Genomic DNA, 17,992 nt, shown 5'->3' with positions numbered 1-17,992 from the left:
CTGTCCAATGCGCCGAGCGCTCGTCGTGCTCGGCGCGTCCACTCCGTCACGTCACGGCGCAATCGGTTCCAGCGTGCCAAACCCGTGCGCGCGTACCCAGTTCACGTGCACGCCGCGACACGACTGCGTCTCGCGACAATCCTTGCACCTCAAAGCTTTTGTGTAGAAGCCGTCCGCGACGTACCGCTTCGTGAACGCGACCATGTCCACACGCGCGTCGGGTCCGAGCATCGCGAGGTCCAACGTTTTGGGCGCCTTGCGAACGGGTCGCCCCACGATGCATGCAGGGACGTTTTCCACGGACACTTCATGGGCGTACGCCTGGAAAAATGCCTTCGTGTCGATGTCATTCGCCTGCGCATCCGACACGAGATCGTAGTTCTTCTGGACGATCACGAGGTTTGTCGGAGGCTTTCCCAGCGCTCGAATCATCTCCTCGGTCGTCTTCGTGAGGAATACCCGCACCTCGAACGAACGGCCCAAATCGAGCAGCGTCTTCACTGCGTGCGGGTCGCCCGTGTAACACGCTGCAACGTATTTGCCTGCGAGTTTGTCTTGGGCGTCCATCGCTTCCGACAAACCCGCGTAGGAATCTAGCTCCAGCTCGATGGTTTCTTGCGGCACTTTCGTCACGAGCGCTGCCGCTTCTTCCACGTTCGTCGCGACAATCCTCGCGATCGGCGCTTCAGGGAGTTTGCCCGTGAGCGGTGGGGCACCCGCGTAACGAATCACGTCGACGCGTTCGGAACGACGCACATCGAGCACTTCGTCGAGCGTGTCGCACAGGCTCTGCAGGTAGCAGTACTTGCAACGCTCGGGCTCGCGGCACGACAGTTTCTGCCCGAGCGAGAGGTAACGATCGAACTCTTCGCGACGCCCTCGAACTTCATCGTTGAGCTTGTAGGGATCCTGGATGAGGTCTTCGAATCCTTCGGCGTAAGGCGGCGGAAAGCGATTGAGCCAGATGTGCACGTCGGGCCGGCGTGCGTATGTGAACGCCTTTTGTAGATACTCGAGGTTCCCGTCGAGGTCGTAGAACAGGTGATGTCGCGCGTCGCTCCATGCGTTGCCGAAGGGGATCACGTGGAGAAGGTCGAACTCCTTCACGCCCCAGCCGATGAACGTTTCGAGCATCTCGGGCAGGTGCTTCACGTTCTGCTTGTTGATGACGATGTCGACGTTGACGATGAAGCGGCCCGAATCGAGCGCTGCGCGAAGCCCTGCGACTTCTTCGACGAACGCGCCTGGCGTACCAACGAGCGCGTCATGCAGTTTGGCCGTGTGGCCATGCAGCGAGAACGTGATCTCGTGCAGGCCGTTGTCCGCGGCCTTGTTCAAAAAATCTGGATACCGAAACATCCGCCCGTTCGTCACGGTTTGGATCTTCGGGTAGCCGGCCATTTGGCCGAGCTTGACGAAGTCGAGGAAGTTCGGGTGCATCGTCGGTTCGCCGCCCGAGAGAATCAGTCGATTCGATCCGCGCTTTCGCCCTTCGACGATCTGCACCTTGATGTCCTGCGTCGCGCGCATCGTTCCATCGTGCGCGTTCGAATCGAGGCAGAACGTGCAGTGGTTGTTGCAGTCGTACGACAAGCGAACCCAGTTGCGCTTCTCGTGCGCGGCAGCCTCGTGCTGGAGCGTTTTCGTCTCGCCCAAGAGCGCCTCGTTTTGAAAGTCGGCGAAGTTCGTTTCGGCTGGGGGGGCGATGGGAAGCCTTCGAGGAGCGGTAGCAGTCACTGAGACACCTGTTCCAAACGTTCGTAACGCAAAACCCATTGGTTGCTGGTCAAAGGAGTTACATCGTGGCGAAGGATGAGCCTGAGGGGCTTTCCTTCGAGTCTTCGGGCGCACTTTTCAGCGTCGTCGTTGCGAAAGTGTTCCAGCCGGTTCGTCGTGGAGGACTCGGCACGCGAAGCATGTTTGCGGCTTCGTACGAGCCCAAAGGCAACGTTGTCCACGAGCAGTAGCGTGCCGCCCGGGCGCAATCGCGCGATCGCACCATCGAAGACGCGTGCGGGATCCTTGAAGTGGTTGACGCTGCGCAGGGCCAAGACGTGATCGAACGTGCCGATATCGTCGGGGAGCTCTTCCGCATTTGCCGTGACGAACCTTGCAAACGGGTAGCGTGATCCGAGCACGGACAAACTCGCAGGATCCGGGTCGAGACCAACGTAGTCGATGGCGTTTGTCTCGGCGCGTTTGGCGAGCGTCTCCAAGTAGCGTCCTTCGCCGCATCCAAGATCGAGAACTCGCCCGGACAAACCTGCGAGGACATCGAGCACGAACCGGTCATCGTGCGAGAAGACGTCGGCGCTCGTTGCTTCGTAGCAGCCTGTGCACTTGGAGCGCTCGGGACATGGGCCGCATTCCGCGGAGAGCCGCAGCTTGCGCAGGTCCTTTGAAAAGTCGTCGGGCGCGAGCTTCGTGGAAATGTCGATGTAGAGCTGCCCGTACTTGTCTTTGATGCCGAACAGTTCTTCGTCGGAGAAGTCGCGCGTTTCCGTGCGAAAGAGGCGCATCCGATCCTTCATGCGCACGAACAGCGTACGCCCGCGATCATACGGGGTCGTACCATCTGTGCGGATGGGGCAGGGGGCGCCTGGGGCACGAGCGATGTCACGCTCGGGTACGAAGTTGTACGAATTGGCGCGAGGTTTTCCCAAGACGGGACGCAGCGCGGATGCTCCACGGGTCTCGAAGTAACCTCGGTAAAGCCCTGGACACGCGCCCGCGAGCGCACAGTCGCCGCATATTTCCGATGGCTGAATCTTCGCGACGTCGTCGACCGGAACGAAATCGTCTTCGTCCGCTTCGATCATCGTCGCGTAGCCGTGGGTCTTGAGGTCGTCGTAGAGGTGTTCGAGGCCCGGCAGGAGGCAAAATGGAATGCCATCGTGGGCAAATCGAGGTTCGTCTCCGACGCGTTTGTCCTGACCGTACTCGATGGCATCCTTCACGCGCTCGGCGCATTCCTCGACGTCGGGGACGATGATGTCGAATGCTCGACTGCCGCCGCCCTTGGGCTGCGTCATGGAAAATTTGATGCACAGCTTGGGGAAACCGAGGAGTTTGTCCACGACGCCGCGCAGATGACGAACGTTCGCGGTCGTAACGACACAGTTGATGGTCAAATCATCGACGCGTCCGTGCAGGTTGCCGATGGCTTGCATGGCCTTGCTGAACGTGTCGGCTCGAACGACCGATCCATGTACTTTCGCGTCGCCTCCGTGCAGCGACATGTACACGTACTTCAAGCGGCATTCGCTGATGAGCTCGTCCGTGACGTTGGGGTACGCGAGCATCAAACCGTTCGTGACGAGGCCTAGATCCAGCCCGCGCGATGCGATGCGGCGGGCCCAGCGAAGCAGCTCTGGGCGCATCGTCGGTTCGCCGCCGCTGAGCACGACCATCGAGTAGCCGAGGCGCTTGGCGCGATCGATCTTCCAGTCGATGCGATCGGCCGTGTCGTCCATGTGGCGAATGTCGGCCGTGTGGCAGAACGTGCAGTTCTCGTTGCACGCGTAGCCGACTTTGATGAGGCCCTTCACGTGGCGTTCATTTTACGCCGTTTCATGAATGGCCGATCAAATTCACTCGATCACCCACATGCAGCTCACCCTCACCTTCGGCCACCAGATTCCAGCCGAAGTAGACCTTGTTCGAGCGAGCGCGAAACGTGGACAGCGTTGCGAGCGGGTCTTTGCCGCGAATTCCCGTGGCTTGGTCAATCGTGATGACCTGGCAGCGCTGGCAAGGTTTGCAGGACTGGAACACCACATTGCCAATCGACATATGGGTCCACGTGTCTTCGGCCCATGGCGGTGCACCGCGGACGACGATGTTCGGGCGAAAGCGGTTCATCGGCACGCCGTCGATGAGTCGTGCATTGAGATCCGCAAGGGATTCTTCCGTCGTGAGCAGGAACGGGAACCCATCCGCAAAGTTCACTTTTTCGCCGCGTTTGGCGTACTGCGTATCGACCGTGCGACCTTCGGTATCGGGCATGAAGACAAGCTCGACGGGCCGCTGCAAATACGTGCTGAAGTACTCCGCAGCAGTCTTGCCGACGAAGCTGGCGCGGCACTGATCATTCCACACGCGCACGGTGCGATCGGGCGCGCCTTCCGGGCGAATCGGTAGGCGAAGTGGATCCTGGCCCGGGGCTCGCACGACGAGCGAGTCGGCTTCGATGGACGTTTCGACGAGCGCGAGTGATGGGTGTTCGCGCTGCGTGAGGAACTCGCCCTGAGGATCGACCAGCAGAAATCTGCGATCGTATTGCAAGCCGAGGGGAGTGATGTGCGCGCGACTCAGTTCGATGCCTCGCGTCCCCTTGATGGGATACACGAACAGACCACTCACGGTGATGTTGCTCATCGGGCATGCGCCTTTCGTCAGAGACCGGCGAGGATGTCTAGCAGTGCACGACGCGGGCGTCGCGAGTGACGTCGGAGCAACTGGTGCCTGTTCACCAAAACTTCTTGTGCGCCGATCGTCCCGCATAGAATGACGAGCATTAAGTCAGTCGCGCAACGATGCGAGCGCGGAAGGGAGACGAACGAATGAAGCTTCATCTTGGCGTATGGGGGGTGTTTGGCGCCACGTGTGCACTCATGACACTTGGTGCATGCTCGGACGATACCGGTACGGCCACCACGAGTAGCTCGTCGAGTTCCAGCGGCGCATCGAGCTCGTCAGGTAGCTCCGGCTCGTCTTCGTCTTCATCGGGGATGTCGTCGAGCTCGTCGTCGAGCAGCTCGGGCGGTGGCAGTTCGAGCTCTTCGGCAAGCTCGTCCAGCGGAAACGGCATGTACACAATCTGCAGCGAATGCACGAGCGACGCGTCCGGCGCGTACACGAAGGAGTGCAAAGCGCAACGCGATGCATGCTTGGCAAACGCTGATTGCGCAGCACTTGCGAAGTGCTCGTACGACAACTGCTCGCTCAATACCGACGGCGGATGCTGCTCGCGCACGTGTGCGAAAGATTTGAACACGCCGATGGCTGCGTGGGACCTGTTCTATGCGCTCGATACCTGCGTCTTCTGCATGACGTGCAAAGACTTGTGCGAACCGGATCTCGACCCTGGCGACTATTGCAAGGTCATCGCGCCCGGCGGCGAATCGATGTGCCCACCGTGAACAGTGGAAGTTTGTCCTCATGCATCAGGACAAACTTTACGGAATCCAACTTTCCGTCAAACACTCCGAAGCAACGCACGCTTCGTAAGCTTCGAGGATCGCACGACCTTCGACACCTTCCGGTGTGTCGTCGCAAGCCAGACAGTCCGGCAAGCTGCTGCAGAACTTGATGCAGTCGCGGAAGTTCTTGCAGTTCAAGTTGGCTTCACATGCAGCGTTGTAACCGTAGCAATCCCCGTTGTTCATGAACGTGCGGCAGAGGTCGTAGTCCTGCGGGTAAAACGCACACGGCGGCTGACACTTCGTGTCGTACGCGCAGTTGACCACCGCCAGGTGCTGGTCTTTGCCTGCGGAGCTCTTGCCCTGACAGTGCAGAAAGCAGTCGCTCTCATCGGGCGATCCGATCTCGCTGAGGTGCACGCACGTCGTTTCGATACACGCTTCGACACTGTGGCAATCCGGCCCGCAGGCTGTTTCCGCAGCAGCGCATTCCATTTCGAGGCATTCGTCGCAGGCGCTCCACGGGCCATCCTTGGCGCTCGGACCAGGACCAGGACCAAACGCATCCGGATTTCCTCCAGCGTCGGCGATGCTCGACGGAGGTTCCGTGCAGACGTTTTCCAAGCATCGCAAGGGCTCTGCACAATCATCCGTCTTCGAGCAACTGTCCCCGGTAAAACCTCGCCGAAACGCGTCCTCGTCGCTTTCGCACGCCGAAAGGAACGCTCCCGCGAGCATGAGAATCGGCAAAGCGACGAGCGCAATGCGGGCCCAGTGTGCGCGACGAAGGGGGCCGGCATGGTGGGACTTTCGGCGTGTTTCCATGCGCCCGAAGATGCCACGACAGCGCCCCAGCCGGAATGGCGATGTCAGAGGGGCGCTAGGACGTCGGCAATACGGGCAAGTCGATCGAGATCGTGAATGTCGTACGGGAAGGCCGGAACGTGAGCGAGCAGGCTTCCACCGAGTGCTTCGTCCTCGAGTGCCGCTTCGAGCCCGATGAGGTGCAGTGCATCGAGTTTGCCCATGCGTCGTTCGTCTTCGGTGGCTTGTCGAAGACGCCGAGCTGCATCGGGGCCCAGATCGACGGGGCGCTTTCCGAGCGCTTCTTGCACTTCGGCAACATCGGGCACGCGCTCGTAGACGGGATGCACGCGGTTCACGACGAAGGCATCGCGACGCATGTTTTGCTCGCGCAATCGATCCGCGAAAAAGAGCACTTCACGAACGGCGAGCGGATCGGGCGTCGTGACGAGGACGTAGGCGACATCGGGTCCGCGGAGGGCTGCGCTCACGGCGTCGGCACGTTTCTTCCAGCCCCCGAAAAGCGTGTTGATTTCGGCGATGAAGGCCGCCATCTGCTCGAGAAATCCGCTGCCGCTCACCTTGCCGATGCCGCGCACGATGGCCGCTGCGCTCTTGGCAAGGACGTTCAGGGAAAACGATCCCGACGTCTGCACGGCCTGCACCAGCCACCTCGTTGCAGCACTGTCGATGGCTCCGACGAGACGCTCCGGCGCATCGAGGAAGTCGAGCGCATTGGCTGTGGGAGGCGTGTCGAGCAGGATGAGATCGTAGCGAGGATCAGCCTTCGTCGCGTGAAGCTTCTCCATCGCCATGTACTCTTGCGTGCCTGCAAGTGACGTGGAGATGTACTTGTAGAGAACGTTGTTGAGGATGCGGTCGCGCTGTTCGGGCGATGGCGCGAGCTCGCGGATGAGCCCGTCGAAGGTGCTCTTCGTATCGAGCATCATGACGGTCATCGAACCGGGGACGTCGAGCCCGGCGCGCTCGAAGAGCGCGGGATCGATCGTTTGCGCCTCCGTCTTCATCTCTTCGATGCCGAGGCTTTGGGACAAACGCCGTGCGGGATCGATGGTCAGGCAAAGAACGCGCTTGCCTCGACGTGCTGCTGCGAGTCCAAGGGCAGCGGTCGTCGTCGTTTTTCCGACGCCACCACAACCGACGACGAGCAGGACGCGGCGAGACATGAGCAGCGAGCCGAGCCCGCTCGGCGAGGATCGACGTTGTGCTTCAGATGCCGTCACGCGCTCGCCCTCATATCACGTTTCTCGGATACGGCTATGGGAGCAAGCTCGCAGAGCGTCCAGGATGCGTCTCGAGCGGGACGATCGGCGCCGGACAAAGCTCCGTCAGTGCGGATTTTCAAGCCACGCAGACTGACTACGCTTCCTCCGGCAAGCTGCTAGCTTTTGCCGCGCGCACGATGGGCGGCTACATCGACTTGCACTGCCACTGGGTTGTTGGCATCGACGACGGAGTCAAGACCGTAGAAGACAGCCGCGCCTTGCTCGAGGGGCTGGGGAAGATCGGTTTTTCCAAGGTCGTCGCGACGCCGCACATGCGTCCGGGCATGTTCGACAACGCGAAGAGCGATCTCGTCCGTGCGTACGAAGCCACCGAGCGAGCGCTCGAAGGTGCAGCGGGTTTGCCCGCGCGCGGTTTGTCCTCGGAACATTACTTCGACGACGTCGTTTTCGGACGGATCATGCGCGGTGAAGGTTTGCCGTATCCAGGAGCGCGCGCGATCCTCGTCGAGTTCTACCCGCGGGCCATCCCGATTCAGCTTACTGCGAGGTTCTTCGACTTGCGGCGCAAGCGTCTGCGGCCCGTGGTTGCGCATCCAGAACGTTACGAGTGGGTCTGGGACGATCCGACCGTGCTCGATGCGCTCATCGATGCAGGCGGGGTCATGTTGCTCGATGTCGCTGCTCTTGCAGGCAAATACGGTCGCTCGGTGCGAAGTTGTGCCGAGAAGCTGCTCGACGAGGGCTACTACGATGCGGCGTGCAGCGACGCGCATGCGCCGCGTGACGTCGACGATGTCGCGGCCGGCATCGAAAAGATGCGCAGCGCCATCGGAGCCGAAGAGGCTCGAGCCATGTTGGTCGACGGACCTCGGGACATTCTGGAAGGTCGTCTCGAATGAAGAATTTATTGTCGTTGTCGAATCGTACGGAAAGGACAAACGCATCGTGCAGGAGCTGCTGAAGAAGATCGAAGATCGCACGGCGCACGTGGTCGTCGTGGGCATCGGGTACGTCGGTCTGCCCCTGGTCGTCGAATTTGCGCGGGCAGGATTTCGCGTCACGGGTTACGACAAGGATCCGGAAAAAGTCCGACTCCTTGCCAAGGGTGAGTCGTACATCGGCGACATCCCTTCGTCGGCGCTTGCTCCGCACGTAGCCGAAGGGCGGCTCGCTGCGTCGACCGATCCAAAAGTGCTCGGCACGGCCGATGCGATCGTCGTCTGTGTTCCGACGCCGCTCAACAAGACCAAAGATCCCGACATGCGGTTCATCTTGTCAGCGAGCGACGAGATTGCCGCGCATCAGCACGCGAACATGCTGATCGTGCTCGAGTCGACGACGTATCCCGGCACGACGCGCGAAGTGCTCGTGCCCAAGTTGACGGGCGGCCGGTTCGAGCTTGGCAAGGACGTATTCGTCGCATTCAGCCCCGAGCGAGTGGATCCGGGGAACATGGTGTACGGCACGCGCAATACGCCGAAAGTGCTGGGTGGTGCAACACCAGCGTGTCTCGAGGTGGCGGTTGCGCTCTATGGCAAAATCATCGAAAAAGTCGTTCCGGTATCGAGCACCGACGCGGCCGAAATGGTCAAATTGCTCGAAAATACGTTCCGCGCGGTGAACATCGGGCTCGTGAACGAAGTTGCTTTGATGAGCCGCAAGCTTGGCATCGATGTTTGGGAAGTCATTCGCGCGGCAGCGACGAAACCATTTGGGTTCATGCCGTTTTACCCGGGACCGGGACTCGGCGGGCATTGCATTCCGATCGACCCGCTCTATTTGTCGTGGCGAATGCGCACGCTGAAGTATCAGGCGCGTTTCATCGAGCTCGCGGATTCGATCAACAGCGCAATGCCCGACTACGTCGTGATGCTCGTCCAGCATGCGCTCAATAGCATCAAGAAGGCGCCGAACGGGTCACGGCTGCTCATTCTTGGCGTCGCGTACAAGCGAGACGTGGCGGATTATCGGGAATCACCGGCGTTCGACATCATTCATTCGCTGAAGAGCCTGGGAGCCGACGTCCATTATTACGATCCTCATGTGCCGGAGGTCGAGGAGGCGGGGATTGTGATGAAGTCCGAATCCGATCCGGTGTCGTACGCCGATTACGATGCCGTCGTCATCGTGACGGATCACAAGGGCATCGATTACGCGCGTGTGCTCGACGAAGCCAGAATCGTCGTGGATACGCGTGATGTGCTTCGAGGCGTAGCCGGTGATCAATCCAAAGTCGTACGCCTTTGAGCGCGCCTTGCGGGTGCCGCTCGACGTATTGCCGTGAAAAACCCTCCCGACGAACCTGAACGATTGCCCGTCGCCTCGAACAAACGAAGGTGGCTCGAACGGCTGGCCCTGTCGCTGCTTTTTGCGGCGGGATTCGTGTGGATTGCTTTGCGAGGCGGTTTGCCGCTCGTTCCGCCCGCCGCAGCATTCAGCTCGGTGAAATGGTGGACCGTCGGGGTTTACGTGTTGTCGCTCGTCGTCGTGCATTGGTTTCGAGCTGCGCGATGGCGGCACCTTTTGCGCCCCGTTGGGGACGTGCGATTACGCGACGTCGTCGCCGTGGCGTGGGTTGGGTTTGGTGCGATATTGCTGTCGCCGCTACGAAGCGGTGAGATTGTCCGGCCATACCTGATTACGCGTCACGGTTCGGTGCGACTTTGGGAAGCGACGGGAACCGTTGGTGCAGAAAGGATCATTGATGGATTGGCGGTGAGCGGCATACTTTTTTTTGCGCTCAGATTGGCAACGCCGCTCGATCCATTGCCCGATCACATTGGAGACTTACCCGTGCCGGTCGCGGCGGTGCCGGCTGCGGCGACAGGAGCGCTGGTTCTATTCGTCGGCGCCTTTGCAGCGATGGGATTGTTCTTTTTCGCGCGTGATTTCGCGCGGCGAATGACATTCAAAATCGTGGGGCTCGTGTCGATACGTTTTGCCGAAGCATTGGCGGGAATCGTCGAACGAGTTGCCGAAGGTATGCGTTTTTTGCCATCACCGAAGCACCTCGTTCCCTTTCTTGGCGAGACCGCCGTGTATTGGATCATGAATGCGACGGGCGTCTGGCTGCTCGCGTGGGGCACTGGCCTCGGAAGCACGACGCTTGCAGAAGCGTGCGTCACGATGGCGTGTGTGGGCATTGGGATTCTCGTGCCATCGGGCCCGGGATACTTCGGTGCGTTTCAGCTTTCGGCGTATGCGGCGCTGGCGATGTACGTGCCGGAGGCACCTTTACGTGCGAGCGGCGCAGCGTTCGTGTTTTTGCTTTACGTGGCGCAAGTAGGGTTTCACGTGGTCGCGATGCTCGCGGGCCTGGGAGCGCTCCGTCGAACGCAGCGCGTGAGCTAGTTTGGCGCGCCGTTACCTTCGGAGGAGCTCGTCTTGCCGAAGATGTTGTCCCAGTTTGTCCGGTACGCATCGGTCGCAACTTGCGCTGGACCGTGTCGGGCAGGCAGTTGAGGGCGCGGCGACTTGACGAGCGTTTCGACGTTGTAGAGGCGCTCGTGTTCCTTGCGTTGGGTCAAACTCACGATGTCGCCGTGGATGGGAGCACCTTCGCGAATGTTGCGGATGGCTCCAAGCTCGACCGAACCGTCGCGCATGCGAAGCACGTTGTAGCCTTGCCCGTCGTCATGCGGGCTGTGGATCATCACCACATCCTTCGCATTCGCCGGCGCATCCGTCGCATCCGCCGGTGTTTCCGACGTCTGCGACGCGGGCTCGTTGACTTCGCGTGGCTCTCGCTCGTCGCTCACGAATGACAGCTTGGCATCTTCGGGCGCTGTCCGTAAGGGCTCGCGCGGCACCATCGCCAACAAGTTCACAAGCCTTCAGTGCTCGGGACTTTCCGCCTGCCCACTCGTCCAATTTTCACGAAACTTGGCCGTCCTCTTTCACCTGACATATCGGGGTCCTTAGCGAAGGAGCCGCACGAAGCGGCAGCGGTGCGAGCCCCTCTCGCACCCCTTGGAGGTTTGTCATGAGCATGCCAGGCGCAGAGGATACCGTCGGCGAGGGCCTCGGTCAGAATGCCAAAGCAACCACGTCCGCAGCCGATCGGCGGGCAGGTAAGAGCCGCGTCAGCTTCGAAGCCCTCGTCGCCGTCGGCGGTACCAATGGCGCCGGTGGATTCGAGGCCGAGTCGGTCGACGTGTCTCAAGCCGGCATGCGTCTGCGTACGGCTTATCTGCCCGACGTCGGCGAGCGGTTGCTCTGCAAGTTCGAAGGTGACGTAGGCGAGGTCGTCGCCGAGGGCGAAGTGACGTGGAGGCGCGAAGCGTCACGTGGGGGCGAGTTCGGCTTGCGTTTCACGAAGTTCGAGACGGCGGATGCCGAGGCTGTGCTGCGTGCGATGTGTGCACGCATCAATGGCACGGCCGATCCCAGCGCTGGGCCGATCGCGATTCCAGGCACACGCGTGCGCTTGCACATCGAGGGGCTGGGGTCGCCCATGAAGGCCCGCGTGCGCGACTCGCTCGGAGGCGAGATCCAGGTCGGATCGAACCTCGAGTTTCTCAAAGTGGGTCGCTCGGTCGAGCTCGAGGACATGGATCACGGCGACAAGCGAGCGGCGATGGTGGATGCGGTGAAGGTCGAGGTCGATCCGCAGACGCGCATTCCGCAGCTCGTCGTGTCTCTTCGATTCGATGGGCACGAAGCCAAAAAGTTGGACGTCAAAGAAACGGCGAAAGATGCTCTCCACACGCTGGGATCGCTTGCGCGTCGCGTGACGAAGCCGTCGGAAGATCGTACGGAGTCAAATGGTTCGGGAGACGCAGAGCCGAAGGGTTCGCGTCTTCCTTCGACGCTTGCATCCGCTGCGGCGACGCTGCGTCCTCGTCCGTCGTCGGCTCGAGCGTCGCTTCCCTCGGTGCCCCCGCGCTCCGAAGACGACAAAGCGTCGCGAGAAGAACCGGCGGTCGAAGCGAAAGAGGCGGGCGCCGAGGAGTCTTCGTCGCAGGCGGATGCCGAGGTTCCGGCGGCGGCCAAGAAGGACGTGGGAGCGGCGGTGCGAAGCGCAGCGGCCAAGGCGTCGGGATCGGCGCGAGCTGCGATGGGTGTCGTGGGGCCAGCAGTGGGACGCTTTGGAACACGTGCCAAGAGCGCGGTGACGGGGCTTCTCGCAGCGATTCGCAAACGGCGCGAAGCTGGGGCGGAGCAACAGGAGGCGCAAACGTTTCGACGAACGACGTCGATGCCGCCGACGGGCGTGCTGCGGGCGGCAGGACGCAAGCTCGTGCGAGATCGCGACGAAGGGGAAACTGGTGGATCGCCGGCGAAGGTTGCCTCGCGGCGCAAGGCTGCGCTGATTGGCGGAGCGCTTGGTTTGGCTTCGGTTCTCGCGGTCGTCGGTGGTGCTCGTCTGCTCGGTCTGACGGGTGGGCCATCGGCGACATCGCAATCACCCGAGGCGAATGCGAGCGCGGTGGCAGCACTGCCGGCGCTAGCGGACACCGCACCTGCAGCAGACGGCACCGCGACGCCGGTGGCCAACGTGCCGCTGTTTGGCGCGACGCCCTTGTCGACGACCGAACCTGTTCCGGCGATGCCGACGCAGCCGGATGGCACGATCGCCCCGACTCCTGATAGTGCGGCGAACGAGGATCCGAATGCACCCGGAGCGGCTGCAGCATCGAACGATGATGACGACGACGAGAGCGCTGGTGGTACGCAGGGAGATGGTAAGCAATTCGGTCAAGGCAGCGTGCGCAGCCCGATCGTCCTGAAGATCAAGACCGACGGCGACATCGAGACGGTCAACGGTGCGGCTGGCGCGATGGGCTTCACGATTTCACTACCGGGCAGGCGCGCAAAGACACTCGCGACGTCGGAGCTGATGCGTAAAGACAAACGCATCGCGTCGCTCAACATCATCAACAACCCGACGGGCACCGAGATCAGCATTCAGTTCAAGGACGGCGTACCGGCATACATGGCCAAGGCCAAGGGCAACCGGCTCGACATCGCGCTTGGTACCGATGCCAAGAAGGTGGCGAAGGCGGGCGCTGCGAAGAGCAAGAAGGCGTCCAAGAAGAGCACGAAGAAAAAGACGAAGAAGGGTGCAAAGAAACCCTGACGCATCCTTTGCAGTGAGTCGTTGGTTTGCGGCGCCGGTCATTTCGGCGCCGCAACGCATTTGTCGGTGGGTATGCCGCCGCAGCTCGAGCCACGCGCGTTTTCAGCCGGGATCCCTCTTGCATTATCGTCGCTAGGCGTGTGAAGTCCCGGCCTTCGATGTCGCTTCGTGCGCGTCGATCGAAGACCTCATGGGAGCGCAGGACGTCCCCGCACCTCAATTGTCGATCGTCATCCCAGCGATGAACGAAGAGCGGCGCTTGCCACGAACGTTGCGACGCGTCGTCGAGTACATGCGCGAGCGGCCCGAGACGTGGGAAGTGATCGTCGTCGATGATGGATCGCGTGACCGCACGGCCGACATCGTCGAAGAGCTGTCGCGCGAGCTCGACGAGCCGCGGCTGACTGTACTGAGGCTAGCGCGCAACCAAGGGAAGGGCGGTGCGCAGCGCGAGGGCGTTGCGCATAGCCGCGGCGAACGAGTGCTGCTGATGGACGCCGATCTGGCAACGCCCATCGAAGAGCTCGAACCGCTTTGGAGAGCGATCGATCGCGGCGCAGACGTCGCCATTGGTTCTCGAGCTCTTCCGACGTCGAACATCACACGCCCTCAGTCGCTTCCTCGCGTCCTGCTTGGCAGTGCGGGAAACCTCTGGATTCGCTTCTTCGCCGTCGCAGGGATCTACGACACGCAGTGCGGCTTCAAGCTCTTCCGTGGCGATCTGGCGCGTAAGCTTTTTGCGATGGGCCGCGAGAACCGCTTCGCGATCGACATCGAGCTTCTCTGTTTGGCGCAGCGCGTGTTTCACGCAGACATCGCAGAGATTGGCGTCACGTGGGAGCATCAGGATCTTTCGAGTGTGCGTTGGCGTGACTATGTCGACGTGCTCGCCCGCGTGGCACGCATCGGCATGCGCATCCCGAAAAGCAAGTGACCTAGCGCGTGTTCACCGGGGTTTGCCCGCAAGTCGCGCGTTGCCATCACGTGGCCACGCGATGGTTGCATCTCAAACGAACTAGGGTCGCGATATTTGCGAGACCTCCGAAAACGAGAAAACTCCGTCGGCATTCTTCTCTTCCTGCAGACTTGAATCTTCACTGTTGACCGTCGTGGACGTCATTTCACGTTCGGGTCGTCGGTGGTCGTATCGTTCTCACCTCGAATGTCACTTGTGCACTCGAGCCTGCTCCGAATTGCTCATGCGAGGTGGCGTGCGCGATCCGCTTCGCTAGAGTGATTCATCGTAGGTGACGCCGCGCGACACTGCGCGGTGGCGACGCTGAGGAGGGGGACGTTTGGCTGCGAGCGCGACAGTGCAAGCGAGGGGGGTGGGGCATCGATCCCATCGGATGACGACGGGACATCACCCTGGTCCTGGTCGCGTCCTACTCGTCGAGGATGAGCCGGATCAAGCCGCGATTCTCGAAGCCGTATTGCGTCACGAAGGGCTCGATGTGTTCGTCGCATCGAGCGGCGAACAGGCGCTCGAGATTCAACATCGCACGCCGGCCGACGTACTCGTGACCGACCTGAACTTGCCTGGGATGACCGGCATGGACCTCATGCGTCGTTTGGCTCCGCCGATGATGGATGAGGAAACGCATCGGCATCCAGCGCCTGCCGTCATCGTCGTGACCGGGTCGGGCTCGGTTGCGAATGCCGTCGACGCGCTGAAGCTCGGCGCAGCGGACTACATGCAAAAGCCGCTCGATCCTGCACGCCTCGTCTCGCTCGTGCGCGAGTTGCTCCATTCGGACAACGTTCGCGAGGCTGAGGGTGAGGACGACGACGCGCTCACGAGCCCGCTCGTGTTCGAGGGGATGGTGGGTGGTTCGCGGGCGATGCGCGACGTGTTTGCCCGCATCGATCGCGTTGCATCGACGATGGCACCCGTGCTCATCGTTGGCGAAAGCGGAACGGGCAAAGAGCTCGTTGCGCGCGCCATTCACAACCGCAGTCCGCGCAAGTCGGGGCCGTTTGTCCCAGTGCACACGGGCGCGATTCCGCGCGAGCTCATTGGCAGCGAGCTCTTCGGGCACGAGAAAGGCTCGTTCACCGGCGCATTCGCGTCCGCCGAAGGCAAGTTCGAGGCAGCCGCGACGGGCACGGTTTTTCTCGACGAAGTCGGCACCATGGATGCCGCTGTTCAGGTGAGCCTGCTCCGGGTTCTCGAGACGTACCGTTTTACGCGGGTGGGCGGCCGAAAGGAGATCGAGGCCGACGTGCGTATCGTCGCGGCGACGAACAAGGACTTGCTCGATCTCGTCGACGAGAACGTTTTTCGCGAAGATCTCTACTATCGACTCAACGTCTTCACGATCACGCTGCCTCCGCTGCGTGAACGCGTCGAAGACATCTTGCCGATCGCCGAACGTTTCCTCGTGAAGTATTCACGGCGCTACGGCACGTTTGCGAAGAAGTTTTCCGAAGGAGCGGTGCAGCGCCTCTACGCGCACGACTGGCCGGGCAACGTTCGAGAGTTGCGCAACGTCGTCGAGCAGACGGCGCTTTTCGCGGCCGGTGAAGTCGTTGCGCCCGAAGAGGTTCAGATTGGCCAAGGGCGCATCGAACGTCGAACGGGGCGTCGATCGAGCTCGCCGCACATCGAGCACGCAGCGGTCGTGCACGTGCCGGCGGAGCAAGAGCCGCAGCCGCAATCGGTTGCGGAGCCGGCTGCGTCTTCCGCGGTTCCGCCATCCGTACCCGTGGAACACGAGGGCATCGAGAGCTCGCATGTCGTCGCGGAGCCCATATCGCAACCTTCATCCGCATTGCCTGCCGTGCCGTCGCGCGTGACGTTGGCATCGTCGTCCGATGTCGAACCTCGCGATGCGGCGGAGCACCCTCTGGTGCTTCGATTGCCCGTCGGAACGCGCCTCGCGGATGCCGAACGCAAGCTCATCTTGCTCACGCTCGAAGCGGTGCGAGGCAACAAGCAGCGGGCCGCACGGGTGCTTGGAATCAGCCGTCGAGGCCTTTACTCCAAGCTGCAGGCGTACGGCGAGCATGTGGGCGCGCAAGAAGCCCCGGACGCTGCCGAGGCCGAGCCATCGAACGACGCATGTGACGAGCAACCGCCGCCTGCATCGGGTGACGTGCAACCGCCCTCCGATGCTGCACCTGCTGCGATATCGAGCCCCGAACACCTCGCGAGCTGAACATGCGCGTTTTGCCGACGTGATCGGATTCGAACACACGGCATCGTGTGTTCTTGGGCCGAAGAGCGAAGAATTTTCCCCTCGGCCCTTCTTTTCGCTAGATCCGAACTTCTTCAATGTTCATGCGTCAGGAAGTGTCCGAAATCGGACGCAATCGAGATACACTCGGTTGCCCCATCCTTGATATGAACCTCCGTCGACTCGCCGAGCTACACGCGACATGAAGATCACCTGCAACTCTTGCCAGTCGAAGTACACGGTTTCGGACGAAAAAGTCCAAGGGAAGACCGTCAAGATCAAGTGCCGCAAGTGTGGCGCGACGATCTTGGTCAACAGCAGCGGGGCGACCACGACGAACGCCTCGGATCCCGCCGTCGCCGCAGCCGATGCCGCTGCCGCGGGCGAAGGTCCGACGTATCTCGTCAACGTTGCCGAGGGCGATCAGCGATCAATGTCGCTGCAAGAGCTCGTCCAAGCCGTGACAACTTCGACCATTTCAAGCGATACGTACGTCTGGGCCGACGGCATGGCCGATTGGCAGCCTCTAGGTCAGGTCCAGGCGATTTCCGAGGCGCTCAATGCCGCAGGGGGTGGAGCGGCGGCGGCAGCGCCAGAACCAGCTCGTCCAGCAGCAAAACGTGAAGGTGGACGAGGAGCGTCACGCGATTTGTTCGGTGCCGACGCACAAGCAGATGCACCGCTGTTTTCCGCACCGAAAGCACCGGCACCTGCGCGTATCGGAGCGGGCAACGAAGAGCAATCGGCGCTGTTCTCACTCAGTGCACTCACCTCACGCGTCGCTTCATCTTCGGGTGGAAGCGGTGCTCCGAGCTTGAGTGCGCTCGCTTCGTCATCGAGCTCGTCGAAACCGCTCAACACCGAAGACTCGGGTCTCATCGACCTCAAAGCTCTCGCGGCAAGTGTTGCGGCAACGAAAGAGTCGGCGGCGCCAGCGACGCCGAACTTGCTCGATGATCCCGGTGGCTTGTTCCAGATGGCGGCCCCGGGACTCACGACAGCGACCGCCGCGCCGACGGTATCGACGGCTGAACCAGCCAAACCTCAGAAAAACCGCACGCCGCTGTTCATCGGCATCGGTGCTGTCGTCGCGATCGGCGCGATGGTTGGCGTGTTCATGATTGCTTCGAGCGGTCCACCGCCTGTCGACCCAGCGGCATCGTCCACGCCCGTGGCAGCCGCGACGCCCCCTCCGCTCGACACGGCGCCTCCCGCCGCTACGCCGCCTCCAGTGGAAAGTGCCGCTCCCGAGGCAAGCGCATCGGCCGTCGCTCAGGCGACGAAGGCGCCTGTCAAGACTGCCGGTGGCGGAACGACGACGAAGAAGACGGGTCCTTCGACGGGTCCTGCGCCCGGCCCCAAGCCTGCGCCCGCGCCTGCTCCGAAGTCGGGCGGATGCGGCTGCGCTCCCTCCGACCTCATGTGCAACATGCGTTGCTCGGCCAAGAAAAAGTGACCTCGCGCTGCTTCGGCGTCACTTGAGCCGCTCGCGCAATCGTCCCCTTTCACCACGAATTGTCCTGACGACCTTCGGGTTTGTCTGGG

At 61.6% G+C, this 17,992-nt stretch carries 15 protein-coding genes; 8 read left to right on the top strand and 7 right to left on the bottom strand.

Annotated elements, in window-relative coordinates:
- Positions 1-51: 51 nt before the first annotated feature.
- From IPM54_36215 to IPM54_36200, 4 genes are all read right to left on the bottom strand, one after another.
- A complete protein-coding gene (locus IPM54_36215) occupies positions 52-1,737 on the bottom strand; it encodes a radical SAM protein (protein ID MBK9265215.1) in 1,686 nt (561 codons plus the stop codon).
- Positions 1,734-3,548, bottom strand: coding sequence for a radical SAM protein (locus IPM54_36210; protein ID MBK9265214.1), 1,815 nt, complete (start codon positions 3,546-3,548; stop codon positions 1,734-1,736). Before IPM54_36210 ends, IPM54_36215 begins: the two co-directional genes overlap by 4 nt.
- Positions 3,549-3,570: 22 nt before the next feature.
- The gene (locus IPM54_36205) at positions 3,571-4,377 is read right to left on the bottom strand and encodes an MOSC domain-containing protein (GenBank protein ID MBK9265213.1); all 807 of its coding nucleotides are present in this window, start codon (positions 4,375-4,377) and stop codon (positions 3,571-3,573) included.
- 193 nt (positions 4,378-4,570) lie between these two features.
- Entirely contained in the window at positions 4,571-4,810 is a 240-nt protein-coding gene (locus tag IPM54_36200; GenBank protein ID MBK9265212.1) for a hypothetical protein, read from the bottom strand.
- Here IPM54_36200 and IPM54_36195 point away from each other — a divergent pair.
- On the top strand, positions 4,809-5,141 hold the full coding sequence (locus tag IPM54_36195) for a hypothetical protein (GenBank protein MBK9265211.1): 333 nt from the start codon (positions 4,809-4,811) through the stop codon (positions 5,139-5,141). The genes IPM54_36200 and IPM54_36195 overlap by 2 nt on opposite strands.
- Positions 5,142-5,177: 36 nt before the next feature.
- Here the strand turns inward: IPM54_36195 and IPM54_36190 are convergent, their stop codons facing one another.
- Entirely contained in the window at positions 5,178-5,966 is a 789-nt protein-coding gene (locus IPM54_36190) for a hypothetical protein (protein ID MBK9265210.1), read from the bottom strand.
- A 44-nt stretch (positions 5,967-6,010) separates the two neighbouring features.
- A complete protein-coding gene (locus IPM54_36185) occupies positions 6,011-7,132 on the bottom strand; it encodes an ArsA family ATPase (GenBank protein ID MBK9265209.1) in 1,122 nt (373 codons plus the stop codon).
- Between the two features lie 236 nt (positions 7,133-7,368).
- Here IPM54_36185 and IPM54_36180 point away from each other — a divergent pair, with 236 nt between their 5' ends.
- Genes IPM54_36180 through IPM54_36170 form a run of 3 tightly spaced genes read left to right on the top strand, consistent with a single transcriptional unit; the run spans position 7,369 to position 10,543 of the window.
- Positions 7,369-8,091 carry a protein tyrosine phosphatase gene (locus IPM54_36180; protein MBK9265208.1) on the top strand — a complete coding sequence of 241 codons (723 nt, stop codon included), beginning with the start codon at positions 7,369-7,371 and terminating at the stop codon, positions 8,089-8,091.
- On the top strand, positions 7,985-9,439 hold the full coding sequence (locus IPM54_36175) for a nucleotide sugar dehydrogenase (protein ID MBK9265207.1): 1,455 nt from the start codon (positions 7,985-7,987) through the stop codon (positions 9,437-9,439). Before IPM54_36180 ends, IPM54_36175 begins: the two co-directional genes overlap by 107 nt.
- 33 nt (positions 9,440-9,472) lie before the next feature.
- On the top strand, positions 9,473-10,543 hold the full coding sequence (locus IPM54_36170; protein MBK9265206.1) for a flippase-like domain-containing protein: 1,071 nt from the start codon (positions 9,473-9,475) through the stop codon (positions 10,541-10,543).
- Here IPM54_36170 and IPM54_36165 read toward each other — a convergent pair.
- Positions 10,540-10,950, bottom strand: a complete 411-nt coding sequence (locus IPM54_36165; GenBank protein MBK9265205.1) for a hypothetical protein — start codon at positions 10,948-10,950, stop codon at positions 10,540-10,542. The two genes, IPM54_36170 and IPM54_36165, sit on opposite strands and share 4 nt — an antisense overlap.
- Before the next feature lie 224 nt (positions 10,951-11,174).
- Here IPM54_36165 and IPM54_36160 point away from each other — a divergent pair, with 224 nt between their 5' ends.
- The 4 genes from IPM54_36160 (at position 11,175) to IPM54_36145 (ending at position 17,903) form a co-directional block, all read left to right on the top strand.
- Positions 11,175-13,271, top strand: coding sequence for a PilZ domain-containing protein (locus IPM54_36160; GenBank protein ID MBK9265204.1), 2,097 nt, complete (start codon positions 11,175-11,177; stop codon positions 13,269-13,271).
- Positions 13,272-13,461: 190 nt separating this feature from the next.
- Positions 13,462-14,205 carry a glycosyltransferase family 2 protein gene (locus IPM54_36155; protein ID MBK9265203.1) on the top strand — a complete coding sequence of 248 codons (744 nt, stop codon included), beginning with the start codon at positions 13,462-13,464 and terminating at the stop codon, positions 14,203-14,205.
- A gap of 415 nt (positions 14,206-14,620) precedes the next feature.
- Complete coding sequence (locus IPM54_36150; GenBank protein ID MBK9265202.1) at positions 14,621-16,429, top strand: sigma-54-dependent Fis family transcriptional regulator; 1,809 nt, start codon at positions 14,621-14,623, stop codon at positions 16,427-16,429.
- A gap of 220 nt (positions 16,430-16,649) precedes the next feature.
- Positions 16,650-17,903, top strand: coding sequence for a zinc-ribbon domain-containing protein (locus tag IPM54_36145; protein MBK9265201.1), 1,254 nt, complete (start codon positions 16,650-16,652; stop codon positions 17,901-17,903).
- Positions 17,904-17,992 lie beyond the last annotated feature (89 nt).

The sequence above is a fragment of the Polyangiaceae bacterium genome (genome assembly GCA_016715885.1).
Lineage (GTDB): Bacteria > Myxococcota_A > Polyangia > Polyangiales > Polyangiaceae > Polyangium.
The sequence above is the reverse complement of the archived record's forward strand: the minus strand, read 5'-3'. Positions and strand labels throughout refer to the sequence as shown.

Bases quoted from the DNA above. Each gene is read 5' to 3' on its own strand.
- IPM54_36160 (MBK9265204.1), top strand. From the start codon at position 11,175: ATGAGCATGCCAGGCGCAGAGGATACCGTCGGCGAGGGCCTCGGTCAG.
- IPM54_36150 (MBK9265202.1), top strand. From the start codon at position 14,621: ATGACGACGGGACATCACCCTGGTCCTGGTCGCGTCCTACTCGTCGAG.
- IPM54_36195 (MBK9265211.1), top strand. From the start codon at position 4,809: ATGTACACAATCTGCAGCGAATGCACGAGCGACGCGTCCGGCGCGTAC.
- IPM54_36175 (MBK9265207.1), top strand. From the start codon at position 7,985: ATGTCGCGGCCGGCATCGAAAAGATGCGCAGCGCCATCGGAGCCGAAG.
- IPM54_36200 (MBK9265212.1), bottom strand. From the start codon at position 4,810: ATGCCGTTTCCGCTGGACGAGCTTGCCGAAGAGCTCGAACTGCCACCG.
- IPM54_36185 (MBK9265209.1), bottom strand. From the start codon at position 7,132: ATGTCTCGCCGCGTCCTGCTCGTCGTCGGTTGTGGTGGCGTCGGAAAA.
- IPM54_36155 (MBK9265203.1), top strand. From the start codon at position 13,462: ATGGGAGCGCAGGACGTCCCCGCACCTCAATTGTCGATCGTCATCCCA.
- IPM54_36180 (MBK9265208.1), top strand. From the start codon at position 7,369: ATGGGCGGCTACATCGACTTGCACTGCCACTGGGTTGTTGGCATCGAC.
- IPM54_36205 (MBK9265213.1), bottom strand. From the start codon at position 4,377: ATGAGCAACATCACCGTGAGTGGTCTGTTCGTGTATCCCATCAAGGGG.
- IPM54_36190 (MBK9265210.1), bottom strand. From the start codon at position 5,966: ATGGAAACACGCCGAAAGTCCCACCATGCCGGCCCCCTTCGTCGCGCA.
- IPM54_36145 (MBK9265201.1), top strand. From the start codon at position 16,650: ATGAAGATCACCTGCAACTCTTGCCAGTCGAAGTACACGGTTTCGGAC.